This window comes from Variovorax paradoxus (assembly GCF_040544635.1).
Lineage (GTDB): Bacteria > Pseudomonadota > Gammaproteobacteria > Burkholderiales > Burkholderiaceae_C > Variovorax > Variovorax paradoxus_R.
On record NZ_JBEPKJ010000016.1, the window covers coordinates 75,773 to 97,685 of the forward strand.

The window sequence follows — 21,913 nt, forward strand, 5'->3', positions numbered from 1 at the left end:
GCGTTGCCCGATCAGTACTGGCCCTTCGGCTCCAGGCCGAGCAGGTATTGGCCCACCATCGAAGAGACCGCGTCCCAGTTGAGGCTGATGTGGCGCGAGATGGCATTCGTGTCGCGCCACATGCGCTGGATCGGCTGGTTCAGCGAGAGGCCCGCGCCTCCCACGCTGGCGAATATCGCTTCGACGGCATCGCGCGAGAGACGTGCGGCAAACGCATGGTCGCGCCTGTTGCGGATCCGTTGCTCGATGCTGATGACGCGGCCGTCGACCGCCATCTGCTCCACCTGGGCGGTGTCGCGGTAGAGCAGGAGCCGCGCGGCATCGACGCTCGCCGAGGCTTCGGCCAGGCGCGACTGCACGGGAAAGAACTCGCTCAGCCGGCTGCCGCCTCCGGCAACCGCCCCCCGGGTGACGCGCGTGCCGGCCAGCGCGATCAGCTCGTCGACCGCGCCTTGCGCGGTGCCGATGATGGGCGACACCAGGCAAACCGGCACCGCCGAAAGAAAAGGAATGCGGTAGATCGGATTCGTGTTGACCCTGGCACCGGGCGGGCTGTTGGACGAAGCTTCCGCGAAGGTCAGCTTGCGGTGTCCCGGAATGAACAACGGCTTGTCGATGATGATCGCCTTCGACCCCGTGCCCGCCTGGCCGGCCACGTGCCAGTTGTCCTCGATGGCCCAGTCCGCGCGTGGCGCGAGCAGAAAGCCGGCCGTCGGCGGGGCGCCTTTTTCTTCAGGCGGAAACTGAACGCCCAGCAGTGCCCACTGGGAGTTGTCCACGTTCGACGCGAAGAGCCACTTGCCCTGCACGAGGTAGCCGCCGTCGACCTTCTCGGCCATGGTCGCGGGCGCATACGAGCCGCAAACGATCGCGCTCGGGTCCTTGCGCCACACGTCGTCCTGCGCCTCCTCCGGAAAGATCGCCACCAGCCATTGGTGAATGGCGCCCAGCGAGCAGCCCCAGGACGACGAGGTGCAGCCCCGTGCGAGTTCGCTGACCACATCGATGAATGCGGTGAATCCGTACTCGAAGCCGCCGTAGCGCGCAGGCTGCATCAGCTTGAAGAAGCCCGCGTCATGGAACGCCCGCGTGGTTTCCTCGGAAACGCGGCGGTCCTGTTCGGTGCGTTGCGCCCGTTCGCGAAGCATTGGCACCAAATTGCTTGCAGACGCAACGATTTTTTCAAGCGGAGGCGCGTCCTTCACAGGCGACTCGCGGCCCGGAGCGGGGAGGTCGACGCGGTCTAGTTGGGCAAACGGGTTCACGGCTTCAGTCATGGTGGTCTCCAGATGGGTGTATGGGGAACTCGATAGGCAGGCCTCGATTGAAGCGCATGAAACTTGCAAATGCAATTAATAAATGCTTGGGGTTTACGCTATATCGATGGTGCGATTCGCCTGTAGCATTCGTCATGGCCAAGAGAAAATCACCCGATACAGAGACTCGGCAGATGCGTGGAACACGTGCCGAGGCGACACCAAAATTGAATGCAACTGCAGATAAATCAGCGGATCACGACCTGGAGCGGGCCATTCCCTACCTGCTTGCGCGCGCAGGGATGAGAATGGGCCAGTCGTTCAGCAAGGAGCTCAGGCAGTTCAAGCTTTCGCTGACCGAATGGCGGGTCTGCGTCGCGTTGCACCACAAGGCGCACCAGCGGCTCTCCGACCTTGCGTTGCACACGTCGACGGACCCTTCCACGCTCTCGCGGGTGGTCGACGGTCTTCTGCAGCGCGGCGTGCTGGTGCGCGACCGGTCGGACGCGGACGCCCGCGCGCTCGCACTGAGCCTGACCGAGGCGGGGCGCGACCTCACGTTGCGAATCATCCCGCTGGCCCAGGTGTACGAGCGCGTATCGTTGTCCGGGCTGACCGCCGCGCAAGCCGAGTCGCTGCGGGACATGCTCCGGATGGTCTACGACAACCTGGCGGTCCTGGACAACGAATGACGGCTCGGCGAAAGAGGCGGCGCGGTGAACATCAACTCCATTGACCTGAATCTCTTCCTGGTGTTCCAGGCGATCTATGCCACGCGCAGCGTCACGCTCGCGGGCGATCGCCTCGGCATGACGCAGTCCGCGGTGAGCAACGCCCTCAAGCGCATGCGCGAACGCTTCAACGACGCGCTGTTCGTGCGGTCGGCGGATGGGATGGTCCCCACGCCCGTCGCCGAGCGGCTCATCGCCCCCATCGAGGAAGGAATCGCCTGCCTGATGCAGGCCGTCGATCAAGGCCGGACCTTCGAGGCGGAGACATCCAGCCGCATTTTTCGCATTGCGGTCAACGACATCGGGCAACTGGTCATGATGCCCGAGCTGCTGTCGGTTGCGCGTGGCATCGCGCCCGGGGTTCGCTTCGAAACCGTGGACGTCTCCATGGCCGACGCCCGGCAGCGAATGCTCCACGGACAGATCGACATTGCGCTGGGCAGTTGGGAATCGATGGGGCCGTCGTTCTATCAGCAGCGGCTGTTCGACGAGACATTCGTCGTGCTGATGTCGAAGGCGTCGCCCCTGGGCACCCGCGAGCGCATCGAGCCCGACGACTATCTTGCGGCCGAACACATCGCCTACCGGCCGCACGGAACGACCGACTCCCAGCTTCAGCAAACCCTGGAGAGGGCGGGCGCGCTCGATCGGCGGCGGGTCGTTCTGACTGCCGCCCACTCGCTGGGCCTTTCGTCGATCGTCGCCACCTCGGGCCTGCTGCTGACCGCACCCGCCCGCCTCGCCAAGGCAATGGTGGCGTCACGCGCGGACCTGCACAGCGTCGAGGCTCCCTTCGAGGTCACGCCCTTTGAAATACGCCAGCAGTGGCACGAGCGGTTTCACCAGGACAGCGGCAACCGCTGGCTGCGCGAGCTGATATTCGGTCTCTTCCACGAGCGATCGAGCCGTGAACTCGTGTCACCGGCGACGCGGAGCAAGTGATCGTCGTCACGGCCTTGGCGGCGCACCGTCCAATGCGCGGTCGAGCAAGGCGCGCAGCGCGACCCTCTCGAGCGGCCGCGGATTCGGATACTGGTTCGACGCCGCCAATTCCGCAGCCCTTTTGAGCCCGTCGACCGGCATGCCGATCGCCTTCAGCGACAGGGGGGCGCCGTGGGTTCTTGCCAGTTCGAAAAAACCCATGGGCGCATCCGCGACGCCGAGGGCTCTCGCGATGCGGGCCATGGCCTCTGGCGCCGCGCCGGCGTTGTACTGAAGCGCATGCGGAAGAACCACCGTATGCACTGGCGCGTGCGGCAGGTCGAACGTGCCGCCCAAGGTGTGGCACAGCTTGTGGTGCAGGCCCATCGACACGGCACCCAGAACCGTGCCGCAGAGCCAGGCGCCGTAGAGCGCCAGGCTGCGTGCGGGCAGATCGCGCGGGTTGTCCCGAAGCGGCTGCAGCGACGCCGCGCAAGCGCGAATTCCTTCTTCGGCCATCAATGCGATGACAGGATTTCCATCGTGCGCGTACAGGCCTTCCGCCGCGTGAGCCATTGCATTGATCGCGCTCGTGACCGTCAGGTCCAAGGGCAGCGACAGCGTGAGCCTGGGGTCGTAGACCACGACGCTCGGAAGCACGCGCGGGTCGCGCCCGGTCTTCTTCAGGCCGCCTTCGGTGATGCCGTAGATGGGCGTCACTTCGCTGCCCGCGTAGGTCGTCGGCACCGCAATGATGGGCAGGCCGGACTCCAGGGCAATGGCCTTGCCGAGCCCGATGGTGGATCCGCCTCCGACGGCCAGGGCGCAATCCGCCTTCAGCTCCGAAGCGAGCATGCGTGCCTTGCGCGCAATCTCGATCGGCACGTGCATGACGGCTTCGTCGAAGATGAATGCGACGCGGCCGGGAAGCCGGTCGGCAATGGCTTGCGCCTGGCCGCGCTGGTTGGGCGTGCACAAGACCAGAGCACGCCGGGCGCCCAGGCGATCGATCTCCGCTGGAAGCTGGTCGATGCTGTCCGGACCGAAAACGATGCGCGATGGGTTCGCGGTGTAGACGAAGCGGTCCATGCTGCTTCTAGTTCTTCGGTGCGGTGTTCAGTACGAAGTCGTAGTCGAGCGTGTAGAACGGCACATCCATGCGTTTTCCGTCCGGAGCCACGCCGGGTTCGTGGCGCTTCCAGTCGGCGATGAGGGAGGAACGCACGCCGAACACGGCGTCCGAATTCAGATAGCTGCCTTCCGAGCGGAACACATGGGTGATGAGCGTTTCATAGCCCGGCGCCTTGATCATGAAATGCAGGTGCGCGGGACGCCACGGGTGGCGGCCGAGTTTCTCCAGCATCTGGCCCACCGGGCCGTCGTGGGGAATGGCGTAGGGCACGGCCACGACGGATCTGAAGTAGTAGCGCCCGTCCTCGAGGCTGCTCAGATGGCCCCGGCCCTGCGCATGGTCCAGCTCGGGGCGCTGCACGTCGTACCAGCCTTCGTCGTCGGACTGCCACACGTCGATGCTTGCATGGGCAATCCGTTCGCCGTCGAACCCCCGGATGGTTCCGCTGACGAAGCAGGGTTCGCCGCTCGCGCCGTTGGAGATGTCGTCGCCGTGGTTGTACTCCGGCGCGTCGGGTACGTAGAAGGGGCCGAACACCGTCGCCTCGGTGCATCCCGCCGGGCGGCGGTTGCACTGTGCGGTGACGAGCGTCGAAAGGCCCAGCACGTCGGACAACAGGATGAACTCCTGGCGCTTGTCGTCCGTGATCTTTCCGACACCCGTGAGAAAGTCGATGCCCGAGGCCCACTCGGCTTCGGTGAGCTGCACCTCGCGCGCGAAGTCGTGAAGGTGCCGCACCAGGCTGTCCATCACGGTCTTCAGGCGCGGGTTGGGCGTGGTGCCCTGCGCCTTCAGCGCGGCGCCGGTGATGGTCCACTCGTCGATGTCGATCATTCGTGCTCCTGCCTTTCCGGACGGCTCAGGATTGAGGCAGCTTGAACAGCGACAACGCGTTGGTGCGGCCGATCTTCTTCCGGTCGGCCTCGCTGATGCTCGTGTCGTTGAACCAGTTCGACGCATGGTCGACGTTCTCGAAAGGCCAGTCGGTCGAGAACAGGATCCGGTCCGATCCGACTTCCAGCATCGCATCGATCAACGTCTGGGTGCGGAAGTTGCCCGAGGTCGTGAGGTAGAAGTTTTCGTGGAAGTAGTCGCAAAGCTTGCGCTTGGCCGGATAGCCCTTGGGCGCCTCGACCCAGGCGTTGCGATGATCGACGCGCCACATGTTGTAGGGCAGGCCTTCGCCCAGGTGGCCGAGAATGATCTTGAGGCCGGGGTGCCGATCGAACAGGCCGCTTGCCATGAGGCGCAGGGCGTGCACGGCGGTTTCCTGCGCAAAGGCCCACGTGGGGCCGAGCAGCCACGGGTGGCCTTCGTAGATCTGCGCCCAGCTCGCGAGCGGATTGCGCGGGTGCAGGTAGAACGGCGCATCGAGCCGCTCCACTGCGGCCCAGAAGGGCGCGTACTGCGGCGCATCGTAGTAGACGACGTTGTCGGGCGTGCCGACCTGCGAGAACCCGTTGACCAGCGCACCGCGGAAGCCGAGCTCGGTCATGCACCGCTCGAGTTCCTGCGTGGCCTTCTCGGGATCCTGCATCGGCAACGCGGCAAACGCCTGGAAGCGGTCGGGCCGCTTGGCAACCTGTTCCGCAAGAAAATCGTTCGCGCGCACCGCGAGCTCGTAGGCCTTCTCGGGGTCGGGTACGGCCTGAACGGCGGGCGCGTTCAGCGAAAGAATCATCATCTCCATGCCGTTCTCATCCATCTGGCGCAGGCGCCCGTCGTGAATGTCGAGAAGGCGGCTGCTGAGCTCCTTCCAGTAGACGCCGGGTACAAAGCCGGCCGAATCCTGCAGCGTGTCCGGGATCGCGAAATGTTCTTCGAGACCGATCTTTCCTTGCATACCTATCTCCTTTGTGCGGGCGCGCCGCAAACACCTGACTCACGGCAGCTCCACAGCGGCGCTTAGCCTGCGGTCAATTTACGGGCGCGGACAGGCACGGTCCAACAAAGATCGGTGATAGCGCGCATTCGAAGATCGTATGAAGGGGCGAGCAGCCGCGCACGGGCGAGCGCAACCCATGGGTAGACCCGCCCCAACATTCACAAGCCGCATAAAGGGCATCCGGAAAATGCGTTGGACCTGCCAAACCGGGAAGCCCATGATCGCCAGCATCGCCGGTCACCCTGCAATCCCACGCGAGACCAGGGCGGCGCACAAGGCATCTTTGCTATTCGAACCGGAGACAAGAGTCATGCGTCAAATCGATCTTCACAAGCTGGCCGACGATGCCCGCTTCAACCGCTTCCATGGCCTCGTGCTGTTCTGGTGCGCGCTGATCATCGTGTTCGACGGCTACGACCTGGCGGTCGTCGGCATCGCGCTGCCTTCGATCATGAAGAAGATGGGCGTCGACGCGACCAACGCCGGCTTCATGGTCAGCTCCGCGCTTTTCGGAATGATGTTCGGTGCCATCTTCATGGGGACCATTGCCGACAGGATCGGCCGCCGCTGGGCGATCGCGATTTGCGTCGGCTTCTTCAGCGTCTTCACGGCCGCCGCGGGGCTGGCCGAGAGCCCGGTCGCATTCAGCGCGATGCGCTTCCTCGCCGGGCTCGGCATCGGGGGCGTGATGCCGAATGTCGTGGCGCAGATGACCGAGTACTCGCCCAAGAAGATTCGTGCCACGCTCGTCACGCTGATGTTCAGCGGCTATGCCGTCGGGGGAATCATCGCGGCGTTGCTCGGCAAGGGGCTCATAGAGGCCTACGGCTGGCAATCGGTGTTCTTCGCAGCCGGCTTGCCGGTGATCCTGATTCCGCTCATCCTGAAGTCGGTTCCTGAATCGATGCCGTTCCTGCTGGCCAAGGGCCGGACCGAAGAGCTGAAGAACATCGCCTCGCGGCTCGAGCCGGGCTACCAGCCGCTGGCAACCGACAGCTTCGTCGTTCCCGCCAAGGACAGGGCCGACAGCGCACCGATCAAGCATCTCTTCTACGACGGCCGCGGATTCAGCACCGTGATGTTCTGGATCGCGTTCTTCATGTGCCTGTTCATGGTCTTCGCGCTGAGTTCGTGGTTGACCAAGCTCATGGCGAGTGCAGGCTACAGCCTGGGCTCGGCATTGACGTTCGTGCTGGTGCTGAACGTCGGTGCAATGGTCGGCGCCATCGTGGGCGGCTGGCTCGCCGACCGGTTCCACATCAAATACGTGCTCGCGGGAATGTACGCGCTGGCAGCCGTTTCGCTCACTCTGCTGGGCTACAAGATGCCCACGCCGGCGCTGTTCACTCTCATCGGGCTGGCCGGCGCGTCGACCATCGGCACGCAGATCGTGGCCAACGCCTACGCGGGGCAGTTCTATCCGATGGCCGTGCGCGCCACGGGTCTCGGGTGGGCATTGGGGGTCGGCCGCAGCGGTGCGATCCTGGCGCCGATCCTGATCGGCATGCTGGTCGGCATGAACCTCCCGCTGCACCAGAACTTCATTGCCATTGCGATTCCGGCTGTCATCGGCATGGTCGCGGTGCTGCTCATCAAGCACGACCGGTCGGCATCGGCATCTGCGCTGCGCGCGGAGGCCGGTCCTGCGTTGAACAACAAGGTTGCGGCGGGCGTGTCGGGAACGCCTGGAGGCTGACCGCTCGCGGCGGCGCCCGTGACGTTGTCATCGCATCACCGATGGGTGATGCAAAAAGGGCCGGGATTGCCCCGGCCCTTCTTGTTACCTTCTTTTTACTTCGCGCTCTGGAGGCGCTTCTGCATCGCCGCAGCGCGGTCGCTCGACGGCGGGTGGGAGCTCAGAATCGAGCTGCCCGAACCGCCGGTGTTCAGCGCGGCGAGCTTCTGGAAGCTGCTCACCAGGCCCTTGCGTTCCAGCTTCCGTTCCGTCAGCAGGTCGAAGGAATAGTTGTCGGCCGCGCTCTCTTGCGATTGGGAGAACTGGGCGTTGATGAACTTCTCGCCGAGGTCGCCCGCCTGCGATTGCGACAGCTGGCCCACGACACCGCCGGCTGCGCTGGCAAGACCGCGAACGGCCGAGGCCGCGTAAGCCGTTTGCATGCGTCCCTTGGAATGGCCCAGGGCGACGTGGCCGATTTCATGGCCGATGACGCCGCGCAGCTCGTCGTCGTTCATCAGGTCCATCAGGCCGCTGTAAACGCGGATGCAGCCGTTGGCCATGGCCCAGGCGTTCACGTCCTTGGTCAGGTAGACCTTGTAGTTGGCCGTCTTGTCGTTCACGCTGGTGGGCATGCCGCGCACCACCTGGTTCAGCCGCGTGGTGTAGCGGCTGTTGGCGGGGGCGATCTGGTTCTTCTGGTCCATGGCGGCGCACGACTGGTCGGACATCGTTGCAATGTCCGAGTCGGTCAGCGACATGGCCTTGTAGGCGGAGCCGCCGGCTTGCGTGAGTGCGCCGGTGTCTGCGTTCTTGATGGCGCCGCAGCCCGCGAGGGCTGCAGCCATGATGACGGAGATGGCGATGGGTTTGAGATGGTGCATGAAGCTCCCTTTCTTTGAATATTTAAAAGTCGATGTATCAGGCTGATGGCACCGCGGCAGACGGGCTTGGCCGTCTGCCGCTGCGCAACAGCGGCGCCATCATAGGTGAGCTCCAGCGCTCGAGGCCATCGCTTTGACGCGGGGTGGCTTTTGTAATTCTTTCGTTGGATGGGCCGCGAATTCGATTCCCGCACCGGGCTTGTTGCTGTTGCTCCGACCGTTAGAATTCCCCGCATGTTTCGGGTCCGCCTGTTCGTTCTTTGGGTCATGATGTTCGCCGTGCCGTTCCAGGGGTACGCTGCGGCAGCCATGGCCTTTTGCGATCCGGGGCATGGCGGTGTCCATACCGCTGCTTATGCCGGCGCAACGGCCTCCGCCGGGCACCAGCACGGCGACGGGCATGCGGACCATCATCAGGAAGCCAAGCAGACCGCGGATGACAGCGCCGGCAAATCCGCCAGCGCCGAACCCGACGCAATGCACAAGTGCGGCACCTGCGGTGCATGCCACGGCACCGCGCTGATCAGCACGCTGGAACTCGCGGTGTTCCACGGTCTGCCCCGCGCGGACCTGGCGGAGCCGCCCCTCGCGATGGCCACGCTCGCGCCACGCGTTCTCGACAAACCTCCTCGCGCCTAACGCGTTCGTGCGCCCGTGATCCGTCACGGGCCGCCGCGAACGCTCATGCATCGCTGCGCCACGCCCTTTCGGGCCGCCTTGGCGCACTCCGTTCATGAACAAGTTGCGAGGACTCCATGTTCCATTCATTGCCAATCCGTTGGCTGGCCGTCTTGCCCGCGATGGCGGCGCTGGCTGCCATCGCGCAGCCCGCGTCCGATGCTGCGCTAGCGCCTGCCGCCGCATCGCCAGAGGCAGCACCCGCCGTCCCGACCTACAAGTCCGCGCTCGAGGGCTACAGGCCCTTCACTGACGAGAAGCCCATTCCGTGGAAGGAGGCCAACGAGACCGTCCGCCAGCGGGGCGGATGGCAGGCCTACGCCAAGGAGGCGGCGGGTGACGGCGCGGCCGGGACCGATCCGGCCAAGGACGCGGCCGACGCGCCTGCCGCGCACCAGGGCCACACGATGCCGATGCCTCCCGCGAAAAAGGAGCAGAAGCCATGAGGCGCGCCTTGCGCCTGACGGCCGTCGCCGTGGCGGCCGCCTTTCTGGCCGGCTGCGCCTCGGTCGGCATCGACGACGCCCTGCAGGACACGAACACCAACGCCCGGCAGTTCACCGGCGGCAAGCTCGAGCTCAGCCGCACGCAAGAACAGCGGGACCGCCGCTCGGCGCTGACGCAGGAGTTGCTGTCCAGGCCGTTGTCGCAAACCGACGCGGTGCAGCTCGCGCTGGCCAACAGTCCGTCGGTGCAGGCCCTGGTCGCCCAGAGCTGGGGCGACATCGCCGCGGCCAACCAGTCGAGCCGGCTGCCGAATCCGGTCTTCACTTTCGAGCGCATGCGCCTGAACAGCGAGCTCGAGCTCGGCAGGCTGTTGTCCTTCGGCCTGGTGGATCTCATCCTGCTGCCGCAGCGTTTGTCCATCTCGCGAAGCCAGGCCAGCCAGGCCAAGGTGCAGCTCACCGGCGCCGTGGTCGACCAGGTCACGCAGGTGCGGCAGGCCTGGGTCCGCGCCGTGGCCACGCAGCAGATGCTGAAGTACGCCGAGCAGGTCAACCGCTCGGCGCAGGCCAGCGCGGAACTCGCGCGGCGCATGCAGCAGATCGGAAACTTCAGCAAGCTGCAGCGCGCGCGCCAGCAGGTCTTCTACGCCGATGCGACCACGCAGTTGGCTTCGGCGCAACACGCCGCCACGGCCGCGCGCGAGGAACTGGTTCGTGCCTTGGGGCTCGACGATGCGCAGGCCGCCAGGCTGGCCTTGCCGGATCGGTTGCCCGACTTGCCCAAGGCGCCGCGCGAGCCGAAGGAAGTGGCCGCCACCGCGACCGAGCAGCGGCTCGACGTGCAGCTCGCACGCGCGCAGCTCGACCTGGCGGGCAAGTCGCAGGGCATCAACCTGCTGTCGACCTTCGTCGACGTGGAGGTGGGCGGCCGGCGCGACACGGTATTCGACAACGCGGAAGGCACGAAAAGCAGGCGGCGGGGCTTCGAACTCGACATCCGGCTGCCCTTGTTCGACTGGGGCTCGGCGCAGCGCGATGCACTGAACGCGCAGTCGCTGGCTGCGGCCAACCGCTACGACGCCGCGGTGCGCGGCGCATCGTCGCAGTTGCGCGAAGGCTACTCGGCCTACCGCACGGCCTACGACATCGCGCGGCACTACCGCGACGAGATCGTGCCGCTGCGCCAGGCCATGGCCGACGAGAACGTGCTTCGCTACAACGGCATGCTGATCGGCGTCTTCGAGCTGCTGGCCGAAGCGCGCGACCAGATCGCGAGCGTGACCAACGCCATCAACGCCCAGCAGCAGTTCTGGCTGGCCGATGCCGCACTGGCGGCTTCGGTGATCGGAAAGCCCGCGGCCATGGCCGCCGCAGCCGGTTCGGGCGGCGAGGCCGCCACTGCAAGTGCCGCCCACTGAGCGCGCACGCCCACCAACGATTTGAGCCACATGACCAACAGACGCAATTTTTTGGGCGGCGCGGGCGCCATCACCGGTGCCATCGCGGCCGCGAGCGTGAGCAAGGTGGCGATGGCCGCATTGCCCGAGCCCGTGACCCGCACCACGCCCGACACCATGCCCCCGCTCATGCCTTCGAGCGGACGGCCCTACAACCCCGTGGTCACGCTCAACGGCTGGACCCTGCCCTGGCGCATGAACAACGGCGTGAAGGAGTTTCATCTCGTGGCCGAGCCCGTGGTGCGCGAAATGGCGCCCGGCTTCAAGGCCAACCTGTGGGGCTACAACGGCCAGTCGCCCGGCCCGACCATCGAGGTGGTCGAAGGCGACAGGGTGCGGATCTTCGTGACCAACAAGTTGCCGGAGCACACCAGCGTGCACTGGCACGGGCAGCGGCTGCCGAACGGCATGGACGGCGTCTCCGGCCTGACGCAGCCGCCGATCCGTCCGGGCAAGACCTTCGTCTACGAATTCATCGCGCGCCGGCCCGGCACCTTCATGTACCACCCGCATGCGGACGAAATGACCCAGATGGCCATGGGCATGATGGGCTTCTGGGTGACGCACCCGAAGGCCGAGCATCCGCTGATCGAAAAGGTCGACCGCGACTTCGTGTTCCTGCTCAACGCCTACGACGTGGAGCCCGGCAGCGCAACGCCCAAGATCATGACCATGCTGGACTTCAACCTGTGGTCCTGGAACAGCCGCATCTTTCCCGGCATCGATTCGCTCAACGTCAGGCTCAACGACAAGGTGCGCATCCGCATCGGCAACCTGACGATGACGAACCACCCGATGCACCTGCACGGGCACGAGTTTCTTGTCACGGGAACCGACGGCGGCCCGACCCCCAGGAGCACGCGCCAGTACGAGGTGACGACCGACGTGGCGGTCGGCCAGATGCGCCAGATCGAGTTCCTGGCCGACGAGGAAGGCGACTGGGCCTTCCACTGCCACAAGAGCCATCACACCATGAACGCGATGGGCCACGACGTGCCCACGATGATCGGCCTCGATCACAAGGACGTGGCCAGGCAGATCACGAACCTGGTGCCCGACTACATGGTGATGGGCGAACGCGGCATGGCCGACATGGCCGAGATGGAGATGCCGATTCCCGACAACACGGCGCCGATGATGACGGGCCAGGGCCCGTTCGGCTCGGTCGAGATGGGCGGCATGTTCAGCGTCGTGAAGGTGCGCAGGAACCAGAAGGCCGGCGACTACAGCAACCCCGGCTGGTTCAAGCATCCCAAGGGCACGGTGGCCTACGAGCTGGATGGCCCGCCGCCCGAACCCGCGCGCCAGCGCGGCGCCGGCGCGGCCGCCATGCCCGCGCAGAACATGCCCGCGAAGAGCATCGAAGTCCAGGTGCGCAAGCCGGGCAAGGCCGGTTCCGGCCACGCCGGCCATTGATCGTCCGCGGACGCACTTTCCCGACGCGCCTCTTTTTTCTTTTCTCCCAACCTCAACCCTCAGAAGGAAAACCATGAAACACACGCTTCGCAATATTGCCTTCACCGCGCTCGCCGCATTGGCGGCTACAGGCGCTTCGGCTGCCGGCAACCATGCCGGTGGCCATGGCCACGACGCCGAGGCAGCGATCGGCAAGCCCGGCACAGCCGCCAAGGCCACGCGCACGATCAACGTCGACATGACCGACGCGATGCGCTTCACGCCGGCCGACATCAGCGTCAAGCGGGGCGAGACTGTTCGCTTCGTCGTCAAGAACTCCGGACAGCTGAAGCACGAGCTCGTGCTCGGGACCGAGAAGGAGCTCAAGGAGCACTACGAAGCCATGAAGAAGCACCCGGAAATGGAGCATGCCGATCCGAACATGGTGACCCTCGCCGCGGGCAAGACCGGCGAGATCGTGTGGCAGTTCACCAAGGCAGGCAAGGTCGACTTCGGCTGCCTGCAGCCGGGCCACTACGACGCGGGCATGAAGGGCGCCGTGAAGGTGACCACGGCCGGCAAGTAAGAACAGGAAACCCAGATGTCGAAAATCCGTATCGCACTCGCGGCATTCATTGCCGCACTCTCGTTCGCTGGCACCGCCGGCGCGCAGTCCTCCGCCTCGGAGTTCGCCGAAGGCGAAGTCCGGAAGGTGGACAAGGACAACAAGAAAGTCACGATCAAGCACGGCCCGCTGAAGAGCCTGGACATGCCCGGCATGACCATGGTGTTCGGCGTCAAGGACGACGCCCTGCTCGACAAGGTCGAGACCGGTGCCAAGGTCCGCTTCCAGGCAGAAAAGATCGACGGAAAAATCGTCGTCACCCAGATCGAAGCGGCCCGCTGACGCATTGAAAAATTGCCCGGCACCGATCATCGGCGGCGGGCAGGGCGAGCAGCGCAGCGTCTGGTAACAACGCTTGCGAGCCAGCGGTGAGAATCCAGCAATGCATCAAGCAAGTCATACCGTTCTGCGTTGTTCAAACAGGTTCGCGCTCTTTGCTGCGTCTGCGGCCATTGCCGTGCTGCTGGCAGGCTGTGCGTCAGCGCCATCGACCACCACGGCCACCACCGCCTCGAAGCCGCCGGGTTCAACGGCAGGAGCTCGCCCCGCCACTGCGCCCGCGGCACCGGGGGCGGTGGCGGTGGCCCCGGACGATGCGGCAGTCGAACAGCGGTTTGCAAAATGGGTTGCAGACTTCCGCACCACCGCGCGCGCAGAAGGCATCAGCGATGCGACGCTGCGAAGCGCGTTCGACCAGGTTCAGTATTTGCCGCGCGTCATTGAACTGGACCGTGCCCAGCCTGAATTCGTGCGCACCGTCTGGGACTATCTCGACAACACCGTCACGCCCCAGCGCGTGGCGACGGGCCAGGACAAGCTGCTGCAGGTTCGCGCCGAAGCCGATGCGGCCGCCGCGCGCTACGGTGTGCCGGCCGCCGTCGTGGTCGCCATCTGGGGCATGGAAAGCAACTACGGCGGCAACTATGGCAGCACCCCGGTCATCGATGCACTGGCCACGCTCGGCTTCGAAGGGCGCCGCGAAGACTGGGCGCGCCGCGAGTTGCTTGCGGCATTGAAGATTCTCGACAACGGCGACATCGCGCGCGACCGGATGATCGGCTCCTGGGCCGGTGCCATGGGCCAGACCCAGTTCCTGCCTTCGAACTTCCTGGCCTACGCGGTGGATGCGGACGGCGACGGACGGCGCGACATCTGGGGCAGCATGGCCGATGTCGTGGCCTCGACCGCGAACTTTCTCTCGCGGTCGGGCTGGCAGGCCGGCGTGCCCTGGGGTGTGGAAGTGCGGTTGCCGTCGGGCTTCGACTACGGCCGTGCCGATACGTCCGTGCGCCAGTCGAGCGCGCAATGGGCGGCCGAGGGGCTGCGCGCTATCGACGATCAGCCGCTGCCCGGGTTTGCCGAAGCCACCGTGCTGCTGCCCGCGGGTGCACGCGGACCGGCGTTCTTGATCGGCCCGAACTTTCGCACCGTTCTGCGCTACAACAACTCGACGAACTACGCACTCGCAGTCAGCCTGCTTGCCCAGCGCCTGAGCGGTGGCCCCGGCGTGCAGGCGCCGTGGCCGCGGGACCTGCCCGCGCTCACGCGCAGCCAGATGGTCGAGCTGCAAACCGCGCTCAACCAGCGCGGCTTTGCGACCGGCACTGCCGACGGTGTGATGGGGCCCGCCACGCGTGAGGGGCTGCGCCGCTATCAGCGCAGTGTCGGCTTGCCCGCGGACGGCTATCCGAGCACCGAGTTGCTGCAGCGCTTGCAGCAGCCATAGCTTGACGGCTGCGATTCATGGGTAGTGCGCGCCCGTTAAACTGGCGCCGGGTGCGAGGCCGTTTTCCATGGCGTCGCAGGTTCATGCGCTGGTCGGGCCGCCACGCGGATCAGCCACGTCAGCTCCATGCAAGAACCCACCATCCAGTACATCGCCGCAGGCCTCTTCGCTGTCGCGCTTCTCCACACCTTTGCCGCCAAGCAGTTCGAGCGGCTGTCGCACCGCTTTCCCCGCCATGCCGGCCTGTTCCACCTGCTGGGCGAGGTGGAAGTCGTCTTCGGCTTCTGGGCCATCGTGCTCGTCCTCGCCATGGCCTTGGTGGTCGGCGGCGGCCCGGCCCTCGGCTATGCGGAATCGCGCAACTACACCGAGCCGCTCTTCGTCTTCGTGGTGATGGTGGTGGCCGCCTCCCGCCCCGTGCTGCGCACCGTCATGTCGGGCGTGAGCCTCATTGCGCGGGTGCTGCCGCTGCCCACGCCCATGGCATCGGCCTGGCTCGGGCTGGCGGCCGTGCCGCTGCTGGGATCGCTCATCACCGAACCGGCGGCCATGACCATTGCGGCGCTGATGCTCGCGCCCCAGATCTTCCGGCCGCAAGTGCCCGAAGCGGTGAAGTACCTGGCGCTGGGCGTGCTGTTCGTCAACGTGTCCATCGGCGGCACCCTCACGTCCTACGCCGCGCCGCCGGTGCTGATGGTGGCTTCGACGTGGCAGTGGGACAGTGCCTTCATGCTCGCCACCTTCGGCTGGAAGGCCGCAGCCGCCGTGGTCGTCAACGCGACCATTGCGACCTTCGTGCTGCGCAGGCACCTGCCCGCCGCGTCTTCTGCGGACGCAGCGCTGTCCGAAGCGCCGGTGCCGCCCGCCGTGGCCCTGGTGCACTTGGTGCTGCTTGCCGGCATCGTGCTGTTCGCCCATCATCCGGTGGCGTTTCTCGGGCTTTTTCTGATGTTTCTCGGATTCACGCAAGCGTATGAGCGTCATCAGAACCCGCTGATCATCAAGGAAGCACTGCTCGTCGGCTTCTTCCTGGCCGGGCTGGTGGTGCTGGGCGGCATGCAGCGGTGGTGGCTGGAGCCGGTGGTTTCCAGCCTGCAGCCGCTGGCCCTGTTCTTCGGTGCGTTGGGGCTCACGGCCATCACCGACAACGCGGCGCTCACCTACCTGGGCTCGTTGATCGCGAACATCTCGGACGAATCGAAATACATGCTCGTCGCCGGCGCGGTGGCCGGCGGCGGTTTGACGGTGATTGCCAACGCGCCCAATCCCGCGGGCGTGGCGTTGCTCAAGCGCGGGTTCTCGGACGAGACCATCGGCGCCGGTGGGCTGCTGCTGGGGGCGCTCGGGCCGACGGCTGTGGCGGCTGCGGCATTCATGCTGTTGTAGCGGACCGGCCGCGGTGATGCTCGCGCCGCCACCGCACATGAAGGAGGCAAGAAAATGTTCATGCGCTCTCGCACAGGCCTTGCCGCAGGCGCGGCGTTCATCGCCTTGGCAATGGCCGGCTGCACCTCCCAAGGCGATGCCGCTTACAGAAACACAAGGGCGGAGCCCCCGCCCACCGATTGCCGCGCCTGGGTGGGCGTCGACCGCAACCATGAGCTGCCCGGCTATCGCCTGCCGCAGCCCGGTGGCCAAACGGTGTGCGTGCCGCTCGGCGTCACCGCGCATCGGCCTCCCGCAGGGTATGCCGGCGGCGACTATTACGTCGACGAGTTCACCGACGCACGGCTGAAGGAGCGCTGGCGTACCTGCAAGGCCGATGCCGCCTGCTTTGCGCGCATCGATGCGCAGATGCAGCGCTGGCTGCCGCCGAACAAGGCGCGTTCGACCCGCTCGACCGGCGTCGTCGATCCTTCGGGAAAGATCGATCCCGAGGGTGCGGTGGACCTGCGGCAGATCCGCCGTCCGGCCTTCTTCGCGAAGGCGCCTTATGCGGAGGCCATTGCGCGGGCCGATGCCGCCACCTACATCGTCGAGTTCACCGTGCCGCGCGATACCTTCGAGCGCATCGATCTGAAGATGACCGACCCGGTCAAGCTGCGCGGCTGGTACATCGAAGGCCGCGGCGTCGACGACGGCAAGGGCGGCAAGATGCGCGCGCTGGTGGTCATGGCGCCGGGCGGCGGCGGGCAGCTCACGGCGATCCAGCATCCCGATGAAAAGTCCTACCGCATCGACCCGGCCACGGGCAGGGCAGTGGACATCAAGTTTCCGAATGCCACCACGGAGACCATGGGACAGCGCTGGTGGCGCGAGAACCTCGATGCATTGAACCAGGCGGGCTTCGACGTGCTGGCCTACGACCGGCGAGGCGAGGGCATCTCGGGCGGGTTCAGCGACACCCACACGCTGGAGCAGGGCGAAGACGTCTTTCGCGTGCTGGCGCAGTTCGACACCGGAAACGGCATGCGGCTTCTCTCGCCCGACGGACGCGTGCTCGCGGGCGGCGAGGCAGCGGGCAAGCTGCTGGGCGGCATGAAGTCGAACCGCATTCCCATTCTGCTGGGCGGCTATTCGCGCGGCTCCATGTCGACGGCCTGGGCCATGGCCAAGAATTTTTCCGGCGCGTGCAGCTACGACATGCCGGTGCCCGAATGCGCTCCGCCCAAGGGGCTGGCGAACATCAAGGGAGCGATCTTGCTGGCGTCTTTTGCGAGCGGCGCGGGGTACCTGCCGTCATCGCCAGACCTGGCCGACCGCAACCTGTTTCTCGGTGGCATGGCGGCGGACCATCACATTCTTTTCTATCCCAACTCCGCGCCGCTCGCGGGCATGCACAAGTGGCCGGCGGCGTTCTTCGGCAAGGGCTTGTGGGACCGTGCGGAAACGCTGGAAGGCACCGTCGCCGCGTACGACCGCATTCGCGGCGCGCGCGAAATCGTGGTGGCCCGCGCACCCCATTCGATCGAGACCTGGCCGGAAAGCGACAAGCAATACCTGCGCGAGAGGATGGTTGCCTTCGCCAAGGTCGCGATAGCCGGCGGCACCACCGTGCCGGGGGCCAAGCCCTGGTCCAACCTCAAGGAACTGGTCGCGACCACGCCCGACTCGTGGGAGCCTTCATCCAAGCCCAAGGCCGCTGAGGCGGCTCGCGCCTTGCCTTGACTTTGTTTCCATGATGTTGGATATTCCTCCGACATCATGGAAAATCAACCACCCAGTCTGAATGAGCGCATCGCGCAGCGCGTGCGAGACCTGCGCGCCGATCGCGGCCTTTCTCTCGATGCGCTGGCGACGCATTGCGGCGTCAGCCGCTCGATGATCTCGCTCATCGAGCGCGGCGAGAGCAGCCCGACGGCGGTGCTGCTCGAAAAACTGGCCACCGGCCTCGGTGTTCCGCTGGCCTCGTTGTTCGAGGCACCTCAGCCCGAAGCCGGCCCGGTGTCTCGCCTGGCCGACCAGCCGCAATGGCGCGATCCGCATTCCGGCTATGTGCGCCGCAACGTGTCGCCCGCAGGCACCTCATCGCCCATCCATATCGTCGAAGTGCTGTTTCCGCCCAAGGCCCGCGTGGCCTACGAAACCGCCGCGCGGGAACCGCAGGTGCACCAACAGGTGTGGATGCTCGAAGGAACCATCGAAGTCACGCTAGGCGACGAACGCCACCGGCTCGACGCGGGCGACTGCCTGGCACTGGTGCTCGACCGGCCCATGAGCTACTACAACCCGACCCGCAAGATCGCGCGCTACGCCGTTGTGATCGCGACCTCGCCCTTTGCTTCAAGATGATCGTGGAGATGAGATGACAGATACGGCAACACTCGCGCCAAGCATTCGCGCTCTTACCAGCGTCAACGACGCGCACATCTGGCAACTTGCCGATGTGCTTATCGATTGCGTGGAGGGCGGCGCATCCGTCAGCTTCATGCTGCCGCTCACGCGCGATCGCGCACTCGCCTTCTGGCAACGCGTGGGCGAGGGCGTGGCACGCGGCGAGCGCGCGCTGCTGGTGGCCGAAGACGCGCAAGGCATCGTCGGAACCGTGCAGCTCGTGCTCGATCAACCCGAGAACCAGCCGCATCGCGCCGAGGTGTCGAAGATGCTCGTGCATCGGCGGGCCAGGCGCCAGGGCATCGGTGCGCTGCTGATGCAGGCCGCCGAGCAGCTTGCGCGCGAACACCGAAAGACCTTGCTCGTGCTCGACACATCGAGCGCCGAGGCCGAGCGCCTTTATGCCCGCATGGGCTGGACGCGCGTCGGCGTGATTCCGGGATTTGCACTGCTGCCGGGCGGCGAGCCGTGCGACACCACTTATTTCTACCGGGCGTTGGGCTAGCGCGACTGGCTCGTTGCGCGGGGCACGAGCGGCCTGTCATCATTCGCGGCTGCATGACCCAAGAAACGACTCTCCCCATGGATCTGCTGGTTCGCGCCAGGCAGGTACTGGCCGCACCTGACGGCACGTTGCCGGGCGCCGCCGCCACGCCCGAGGCCGGTTGTGTCGTGTTCATCGCGATGGGCGACGGCACGAGCCGCGCACGCGTCGCGGTCGGGCGCGGCGCCACTGCCGAAGAAGCCTGGCAAAGGGCCTGCGATGCGGCGCTTGCACTCATCGAGCGCATCGGCTTGCAGCCACGCCGCATGCGCGTAGAGCTTGCCGACCAGGCCGAGCCCCTGACCTGGGGTGAGCTGAAGGCCCGCCTGTCGCGAACCAAGCGCAACTACTTCAACCAGGGCGTGTCCTTCGACGCGGAATTCGAAGTAGCGCTGCTCGCGCCGGAGATCAACGGCAGCGCCATCTTCTACAGCGGCACCGTGGAGCATGCGGAGCCCAACCCGGGCAACCTGCGCCTGCACGGACAGCGGCGCTTCGGAACCGACATCGAGTTTCCCGCGGACGATGCCGCGCCGGTGTGGTGCTTCACGACCCGGGGCGCCTACGTGGACGCCGAGGGCGCATGGCCCCTCACGGCCAAAGGGCAGGCGGCGGGCTATCGAACGCTGCCCGAGTGGAACGCCGGCCAGGTGCGCCGCCTCGTGGACACCGCGAGCGACTATCTCGCGGCGCAGGTCAAGCCGACGGGCGAGTTCCACTACGGCTGGTTCCCGTGCTTCGACCGCGCGATTCCAACCTACAACACCCTGCGCCATGCCAGCTCGACCTTTGCGTTGCTCGATGCCTGGGAGCTGACCCGCAGCGACGTGCAGAAGGCGGCCATCGACCGTTCGCTGGCCTTCTTGAAGAACCGCCTCATCCGCCAGGTCGACCTGCCCGACGGCACCCGCGCCGCCTACCTGCTGGACGTCGGCGACGAGATCAAGCTCGGCGGCAATGCGGTATGCCTGCTGGCCTTCGTCAAGTACACCGAACTCACCGGCGATGCGCAGTATCAGCCGCTGATGGAGCAACTCGCGCTCGGCATCCAGGCCATGCAAGACCCGGCCAGCGGGCGTTTTGTTCACGTGCTCAACTACCCCGGGCTCGACGTGAAGGATGCGTTCCGCATCATCTACTACGACGGGGAGGCCGCTTTCGGCCTGATGCGGCTGTACGGACTCACGCGCGATCCGCGCTGGCTCGCCGTCGTCGAAAAAGCCTTCGAGCATTTCATTGCCGCGGAGCATTGGCGCGCGCACGATCACTGGCTGAGCTATTGCGTCAACGAACTCACGCGCTATCGCCCCGAAACGCGCTACTACCAGTTCGGCCTGCAGAACGTGGCCGACTACCTGGACTTCGTGCTGCAGCGCATCACCACCTTTCCCACGCTGCTCGAACTGATGATGGTCGCGCGCGAAATGGTGGAGCGGCTCGACGCCGACCCCGCGCTGCGCCCGCTGCTCGCAGGGCTCGACCGCGACAAGTTCGACCGCGCACTCGAGCATCGGGCGCGTTATCTGGCCAACGGCTATTTCTGGCCCGAGCTTGCGATGTTTTTCCGGAACCCCGACCGCATTGCGGGTTCGTTCTTTATCAAGCACCACAGCTTTCGCGTTCGCATCGACGACGTGGAGCACTATCTTTCGGGCCTCGCGGCCTACTGGAAGTACCGCCGATGAACAGCACCATTACCTCGCGTGAGTTCGGCCGCATGCCCGACGGGCGCGCCGTGACCGAATACACCCTCGACAACGGCCGCGGCCTCCGCCTCAGCGCCATCAATCTCGGCGGCATCGTCACGGCGCTGCACGTGCCCGATCGCGATGGGCAAAGCGGCAATGTCGTGCTCGGCTTGCCTACGCTCGAGGACTACCTGAAGCCGCATCCGCACTTCGGCACCATCGTCGGGCGCTTTGCCAACCGCATCGCGCGCGGGCGCTTCACGCTGGACGGCGCTGCGCATCAACTCTCGGTGAACGACGGCGCCAACTCGCTGCACGGCGGGCACAAGGGCTTCGGCACGCGCTTCTGGCAGATCGAAGAAGTGCCGGTGGACAGCGCGGCGAACGAGGTGGCCATTGAGCTGCGCTACACCAGTGCGGACGGCGAGGAGGGCTTTCCTGGCGAGGTGCAGGTGACCGTGCGCTACGTGCTCAGCACCACCGAGAACGCATGGCGCATCGACTACCGCGCCGTGACCGACCGGGCCACGGTGTTGAACCTGAGCCACCACGACTACTTCAACCTGGCGGGCGGTGGCGCGGTGCGGGGCCATCGGTTGATGATTCCGGCGAGCCGCTTCTGCCCGGTGGATGCGGGCCTGATTCCCCTCGGCCTGGCGCCGGTGGCCGGAACGCCGTTCGACTTTCGCGTGCCCACGCAAATCGGCGCGCGCATGGGCGAGCCGCACGAGCAGCTGCAGGTGGCCGGCGGCTACGACCACAACTGGGTCCTCGACCGCGAGCCGGACGGCATGGCGCTGGCGGCACGCCTCGAGCACGAGCCTTCAGGACGCGTGATGGAGGTGCTGACGACCGAGCCGGCGGTGCAGTTCTATTCGGGCAACTTCCTCGACGGCAGCATTCGCGGCCGCGACGGGGAAAGCTTTAGCCAAGGCGCCGGGCTGTGCCTGGAAACGCAGCACTACCCCGATTCGCCCAACCAGCCCGACTTTCCTTCGACCGTGCTCCGGGCCGGCGAAGCGTTCAGCAGCAGCACGCTGCACCGCTTCGGCGTTCTTTGAGTTTCTAGCTACTTGAATCTCGCGTTGTTCTGCCG

Annotated in this window: 21 protein-coding genes; 16 read left to right on the forward strand and 5 right to left on the reverse strand. The window is 65.9% G+C overall.

All coding sequences use genetic code 11. The annotated features are described in order from the left end of the window. Positions 1 to 11: 11 nt before the first annotated feature. Complete coding sequence (locus tag ABIC94_RS23995) at positions 12 to 1,277, reverse strand: acyl-CoA dehydrogenase family protein (protein ID WP_354375492.1); 1,266 nt, start codon at positions 1,275 to 1,277, stop codon at positions 12 to 14. Between the two features lie 173 nt (positions 1,278 to 1,450). Here ABIC94_RS23995 and ABIC94_RS24000 point away from each other — a divergent pair, with 173 nt between their 5' ends. Beyond that, the gene (locus ABIC94_RS24000; protein ID WP_354375560.1) at positions 1,451 to 1,948 is read left to right on the forward strand and encodes a MarR family winged helix-turn-helix transcriptional regulator; all 498 of its coding nucleotides are present in this window, start codon (positions 1,451 to 1,453) and stop codon (positions 1,946 to 1,948) included. A 24-nt stretch (positions 1,949 to 1,972) separates the two neighbouring features. Continuing rightward, entirely contained in the window at positions 1,973 to 2,929 is a 957-nt protein-coding gene (locus ABIC94_RS24005) for a LysR family transcriptional regulator (RefSeq protein WP_354375493.1), read from the forward strand. A gap of 6 nt (positions 2,930 to 2,935) precedes the next feature. Here the strand turns inward: ABIC94_RS24005 and ABIC94_RS24010 are convergent, their stop codons facing one another. Genes ABIC94_RS24010 through ABIC94_RS24020 form a run of 3 tightly spaced genes read right to left on the reverse strand, consistent with a single transcriptional unit; the run spans position 2,936 to position 5,883 of the window. Further along, positions 2,936 to 3,997 carry a maleylacetate reductase gene (locus ABIC94_RS24010; RefSeq protein ID WP_354375494.1) on the reverse strand — a complete coding sequence of 354 codons (1,062 nt, stop codon included), beginning with the start codon at positions 3,995 to 3,997 and terminating at the stop codon, positions 2,936 to 2,938. Between the two features lie 7 nt (positions 3,998 to 4,004). Next, positions 4,005 to 4,874: an intradiol ring-cleavage dioxygenase gene (locus ABIC94_RS24015; RefSeq protein ID WP_354375495.1), complete on the reverse strand. Its 870-nt coding sequence runs from the start codon at positions 4,872 to 4,874 to the stop codon at positions 4,005 to 4,007. A gap of 25 nt (positions 4,875 to 4,899) precedes the next feature. Then, complete coding sequence (locus tag ABIC94_RS24020; protein WP_354375496.1) at positions 4,900 to 5,883, reverse strand: amidohydrolase family protein; 984 nt, start codon at positions 5,881 to 5,883, stop codon at positions 4,900 to 4,902. Between the two features lie 352 nt (positions 5,884 to 6,235). Between ABIC94_RS24020 and ABIC94_RS24025 the strand changes: the two genes are divergently transcribed. Next, on the forward strand, positions 6,236 to 7,621 hold the full coding sequence (locus tag ABIC94_RS24025; protein WP_354375497.1) for an MFS transporter: 1,386 nt from the start codon (positions 6,236 to 6,238) through the stop codon (positions 7,619 to 7,621). Positions 7,622 to 7,716: 95 nt separating this feature from the next. Here the strand turns inward: ABIC94_RS24025 and ABIC94_RS24030 are convergent, their stop codons facing one another. After that, positions 7,717 to 8,484 carry a M48 family metalloprotease gene (locus tag ABIC94_RS24030; RefSeq protein WP_354375498.1) on the reverse strand — a complete coding sequence of 256 codons (768 nt, stop codon included), beginning with the start codon at positions 8,482 to 8,484 and terminating at the stop codon, positions 7,717 to 7,719. Positions 8,485 to 8,718: 234 nt separating this feature from the next. On the opposite strand from ABIC94_RS24030, the gene ABIC94_RS24035 reads away from it, so the two are divergent. From ABIC94_RS24035 to ABIC94_RS24095, 13 genes are all read left to right on the forward strand, one after another. Further along, positions 8,719 to 9,123 (forward strand): hypothetical protein, encoded by a 405-nt coding sequence (locus tag ABIC94_RS24035; RefSeq protein ID WP_354375499.1) that lies wholly within the window; start codon positions 8,719 to 8,721, stop codon positions 9,121 to 9,123. Positions 9,124 to 9,239: 116 nt separating this feature from the next. Then, positions 9,240 to 9,608 (forward strand): hypothetical protein, encoded by a 369-nt coding sequence (locus tag ABIC94_RS24040; protein WP_354375500.1) that lies wholly within the window; start codon positions 9,240 to 9,242, stop codon positions 9,606 to 9,608. Then, entirely contained in the window at positions 9,605 to 11,026 is a 1,422-nt protein-coding gene (locus ABIC94_RS24045) for a TolC family protein (protein WP_354375501.1), read from the forward strand. Before ABIC94_RS24040 ends, ABIC94_RS24045 begins: the two co-directional genes overlap by 4 nt. Positions 11,027 to 11,056: 30 nt before the next feature. Then, a complete protein-coding gene (locus tag ABIC94_RS24050; RefSeq protein ID WP_354375502.1) occupies positions 11,057 to 12,481 on the forward strand; it encodes a multicopper oxidase family protein in 1,425 nt (474 codons plus the stop codon). 73 nt (positions 12,482 to 12,554) lie between these two features. Further along, positions 12,555 to 13,046, forward strand: a complete 492-nt coding sequence (locus ABIC94_RS24055; RefSeq protein WP_354375503.1) for a cupredoxin domain-containing protein — start codon at positions 12,555 to 12,557, stop codon at positions 13,044 to 13,046. Between the two features lie 15 nt (positions 13,047 to 13,061). Continuing rightward, a complete protein-coding gene (locus ABIC94_RS24060) occupies positions 13,062 to 13,367 on the forward strand; it encodes a copper-binding protein (protein WP_354375504.1) in 306 nt (101 codons plus the stop codon). A gap of 100 nt (positions 13,368 to 13,467) precedes the next feature. After that, positions 13,468 to 14,811, forward strand: a complete 1,344-nt coding sequence (locus ABIC94_RS24065; RefSeq protein ID WP_354375505.1) for a lytic murein transglycosylase — start codon at positions 13,468 to 13,470, stop codon at positions 14,809 to 14,811. A gap of 126 nt (positions 14,812 to 14,937) precedes the next feature. Further along, positions 14,938 to 16,197 carry a putative Na+/H+ antiporter gene (locus ABIC94_RS24070; protein WP_354375506.1) on the forward strand — a complete coding sequence of 420 codons (1,260 nt, stop codon included), beginning with the start codon at positions 14,938 to 14,940 and terminating at the stop codon, positions 16,195 to 16,197. Positions 16,198 to 16,251: 54 nt separating this feature from the next. Continuing rightward, on the forward strand, positions 16,252 to 17,919 hold the full coding sequence (locus ABIC94_RS24075) for an alpha/beta fold hydrolase (RefSeq protein WP_436318090.1): 1,668 nt from the start codon (positions 16,252 to 16,254) through the stop codon (positions 17,917 to 17,919). Between the two features lie 36 nt (positions 17,920 to 17,955). Beyond that, positions 17,956 to 18,543 (forward strand): helix-turn-helix domain-containing protein, encoded by a 588-nt coding sequence (locus ABIC94_RS24080; RefSeq protein ID WP_354375507.1) that lies wholly within the window; start codon positions 17,956 to 17,958, stop codon positions 18,541 to 18,543. A 13-nt stretch (positions 18,544 to 18,556) separates the two neighbouring features. Further along, positions 18,557 to 19,090, forward strand: coding sequence for a GNAT family N-acetyltransferase (locus ABIC94_RS24085; protein ID WP_354375508.1), 534 nt, complete (start codon positions 18,557 to 18,559; stop codon positions 19,088 to 19,090). Between the two features lie 77 nt (positions 19,091 to 19,167). Next, a complete protein-coding gene (locus ABIC94_RS24090; RefSeq protein ID WP_354375509.1) occupies positions 19,168 to 20,814 on the forward strand; it encodes a Mur ligase in 1,647 nt (548 codons plus the stop codon). Next, entirely contained in the window at positions 20,811 to 21,878 is a 1,068-nt protein-coding gene (locus ABIC94_RS24095; RefSeq protein ID WP_354375510.1) for an aldose epimerase family protein, read from the forward strand. The genes ABIC94_RS24090 and ABIC94_RS24095 overlap by 4 nt, the downstream gene beginning before the upstream one ends. Positions 21,879 to 21,913 lie beyond the last annotated feature (35 nt).

Coding starts and splice junctions, on each gene's coding strand:
- ABIC94_RS24000 (WP_354375560.1), top strand. CDS start 1,451: ATGCGTGGAACACGTGCCGAGGCGACACCAAAATTGAATGCAACTGCA.
- ABIC94_RS24020 (WP_354375496.1), bottom strand. CDS start 5,883: ATGCAAGGAAAGATCGGTCTCGAAGAACATTTCGCGATCCCGGACACG.
- ABIC94_RS23995 (WP_354375492.1), bottom strand. CDS start 1,277: ATGACTGAAGCCGTGAACCCGTTTGCCCAACTAGACCGCGTCGACCTC.
- ABIC94_RS24075 (WP_436318090.1), top strand. CDS start 16,252: ATGTTCATGCGCTCTCGCACAGGCCTTGCCGCAGGCGCGGCGTTCATC.
- ABIC94_RS24030 (WP_354375498.1), bottom strand. CDS start 8,484: ATGCACCATCTCAAACCCATCGCCATCTCCGTCATCATGGCTGCAGCC.
- ABIC94_RS24060 (WP_354375504.1), top strand. CDS start 13,062: ATGTCGAAAATCCGTATCGCACTCGCGGCATTCATTGCCGCACTCTCG.
- ABIC94_RS24085 (WP_354375508.1), top strand. CDS start 18,557: ATGACAGATACGGCAACACTCGCGCCAAGCATTCGCGCTCTTACCAGC.
- ABIC94_RS24045 (WP_354375501.1), top strand. CDS start 9,605: ATGAGGCGCGCCTTGCGCCTGACGGCCGTCGCCGTGGCGGCCGCCTTT.
- ABIC94_RS24080 (WP_354375507.1), top strand. CDS start 17,956: ATGGAAAATCAACCACCCAGTCTGAATGAGCGCATCGCGCAGCGCGTG.
- ABIC94_RS24010 (WP_354375494.1), bottom strand. CDS start 3,997: ATGGACCGCTTCGTCTACACCGCGAACCCATCGCGCATCGTTTTCGGT.
- ABIC94_RS24095 (WP_354375510.1), top strand. CDS start 20,811: ATGAACAGCACCATTACCTCGCGTGAGTTCGGCCGCATGCCCGACGGG.
- ABIC94_RS24090 (WP_354375509.1), top strand. CDS start 19,168: ATGGATCTGCTGGTTCGCGCCAGGCAGGTACTGGCCGCACCTGACGGC.
- ABIC94_RS24040 (WP_354375500.1), top strand. CDS start 9,240: ATGTTCCATTCATTGCCAATCCGTTGGCTGGCCGTCTTGCCCGCGATG.
- ABIC94_RS24015 (WP_354375495.1), bottom strand. CDS start 4,874: ATGATCGACATCGACGAGTGGACCATCACCGGCGCCGCGCTGAAGGCG.
- ABIC94_RS24065 (WP_354375505.1), top strand. CDS start 13,468: ATGCATCAAGCAAGTCATACCGTTCTGCGTTGTTCAAACAGGTTCGCG.
- ABIC94_RS24070 (WP_354375506.1), top strand. CDS start 14,938: ATGCAAGAACCCACCATCCAGTACATCGCCGCAGGCCTCTTCGCTGTC.
- ABIC94_RS24050 (WP_354375502.1), top strand. CDS start 11,057: ATGACCAACAGACGCAATTTTTTGGGCGGCGCGGGCGCCATCACCGGT.
- ABIC94_RS24035 (WP_354375499.1), top strand. CDS start 8,719: ATGTTTCGGGTCCGCCTGTTCGTTCTTTGGGTCATGATGTTCGCCGTG.
- ABIC94_RS24055 (WP_354375503.1), top strand. CDS start 12,555: ATGAAACACACGCTTCGCAATATTGCCTTCACCGCGCTCGCCGCATTG.
- ABIC94_RS24025 (WP_354375497.1), top strand. CDS start 6,236: ATGCGTCAAATCGATCTTCACAAGCTGGCCGACGATGCCCGCTTCAAC.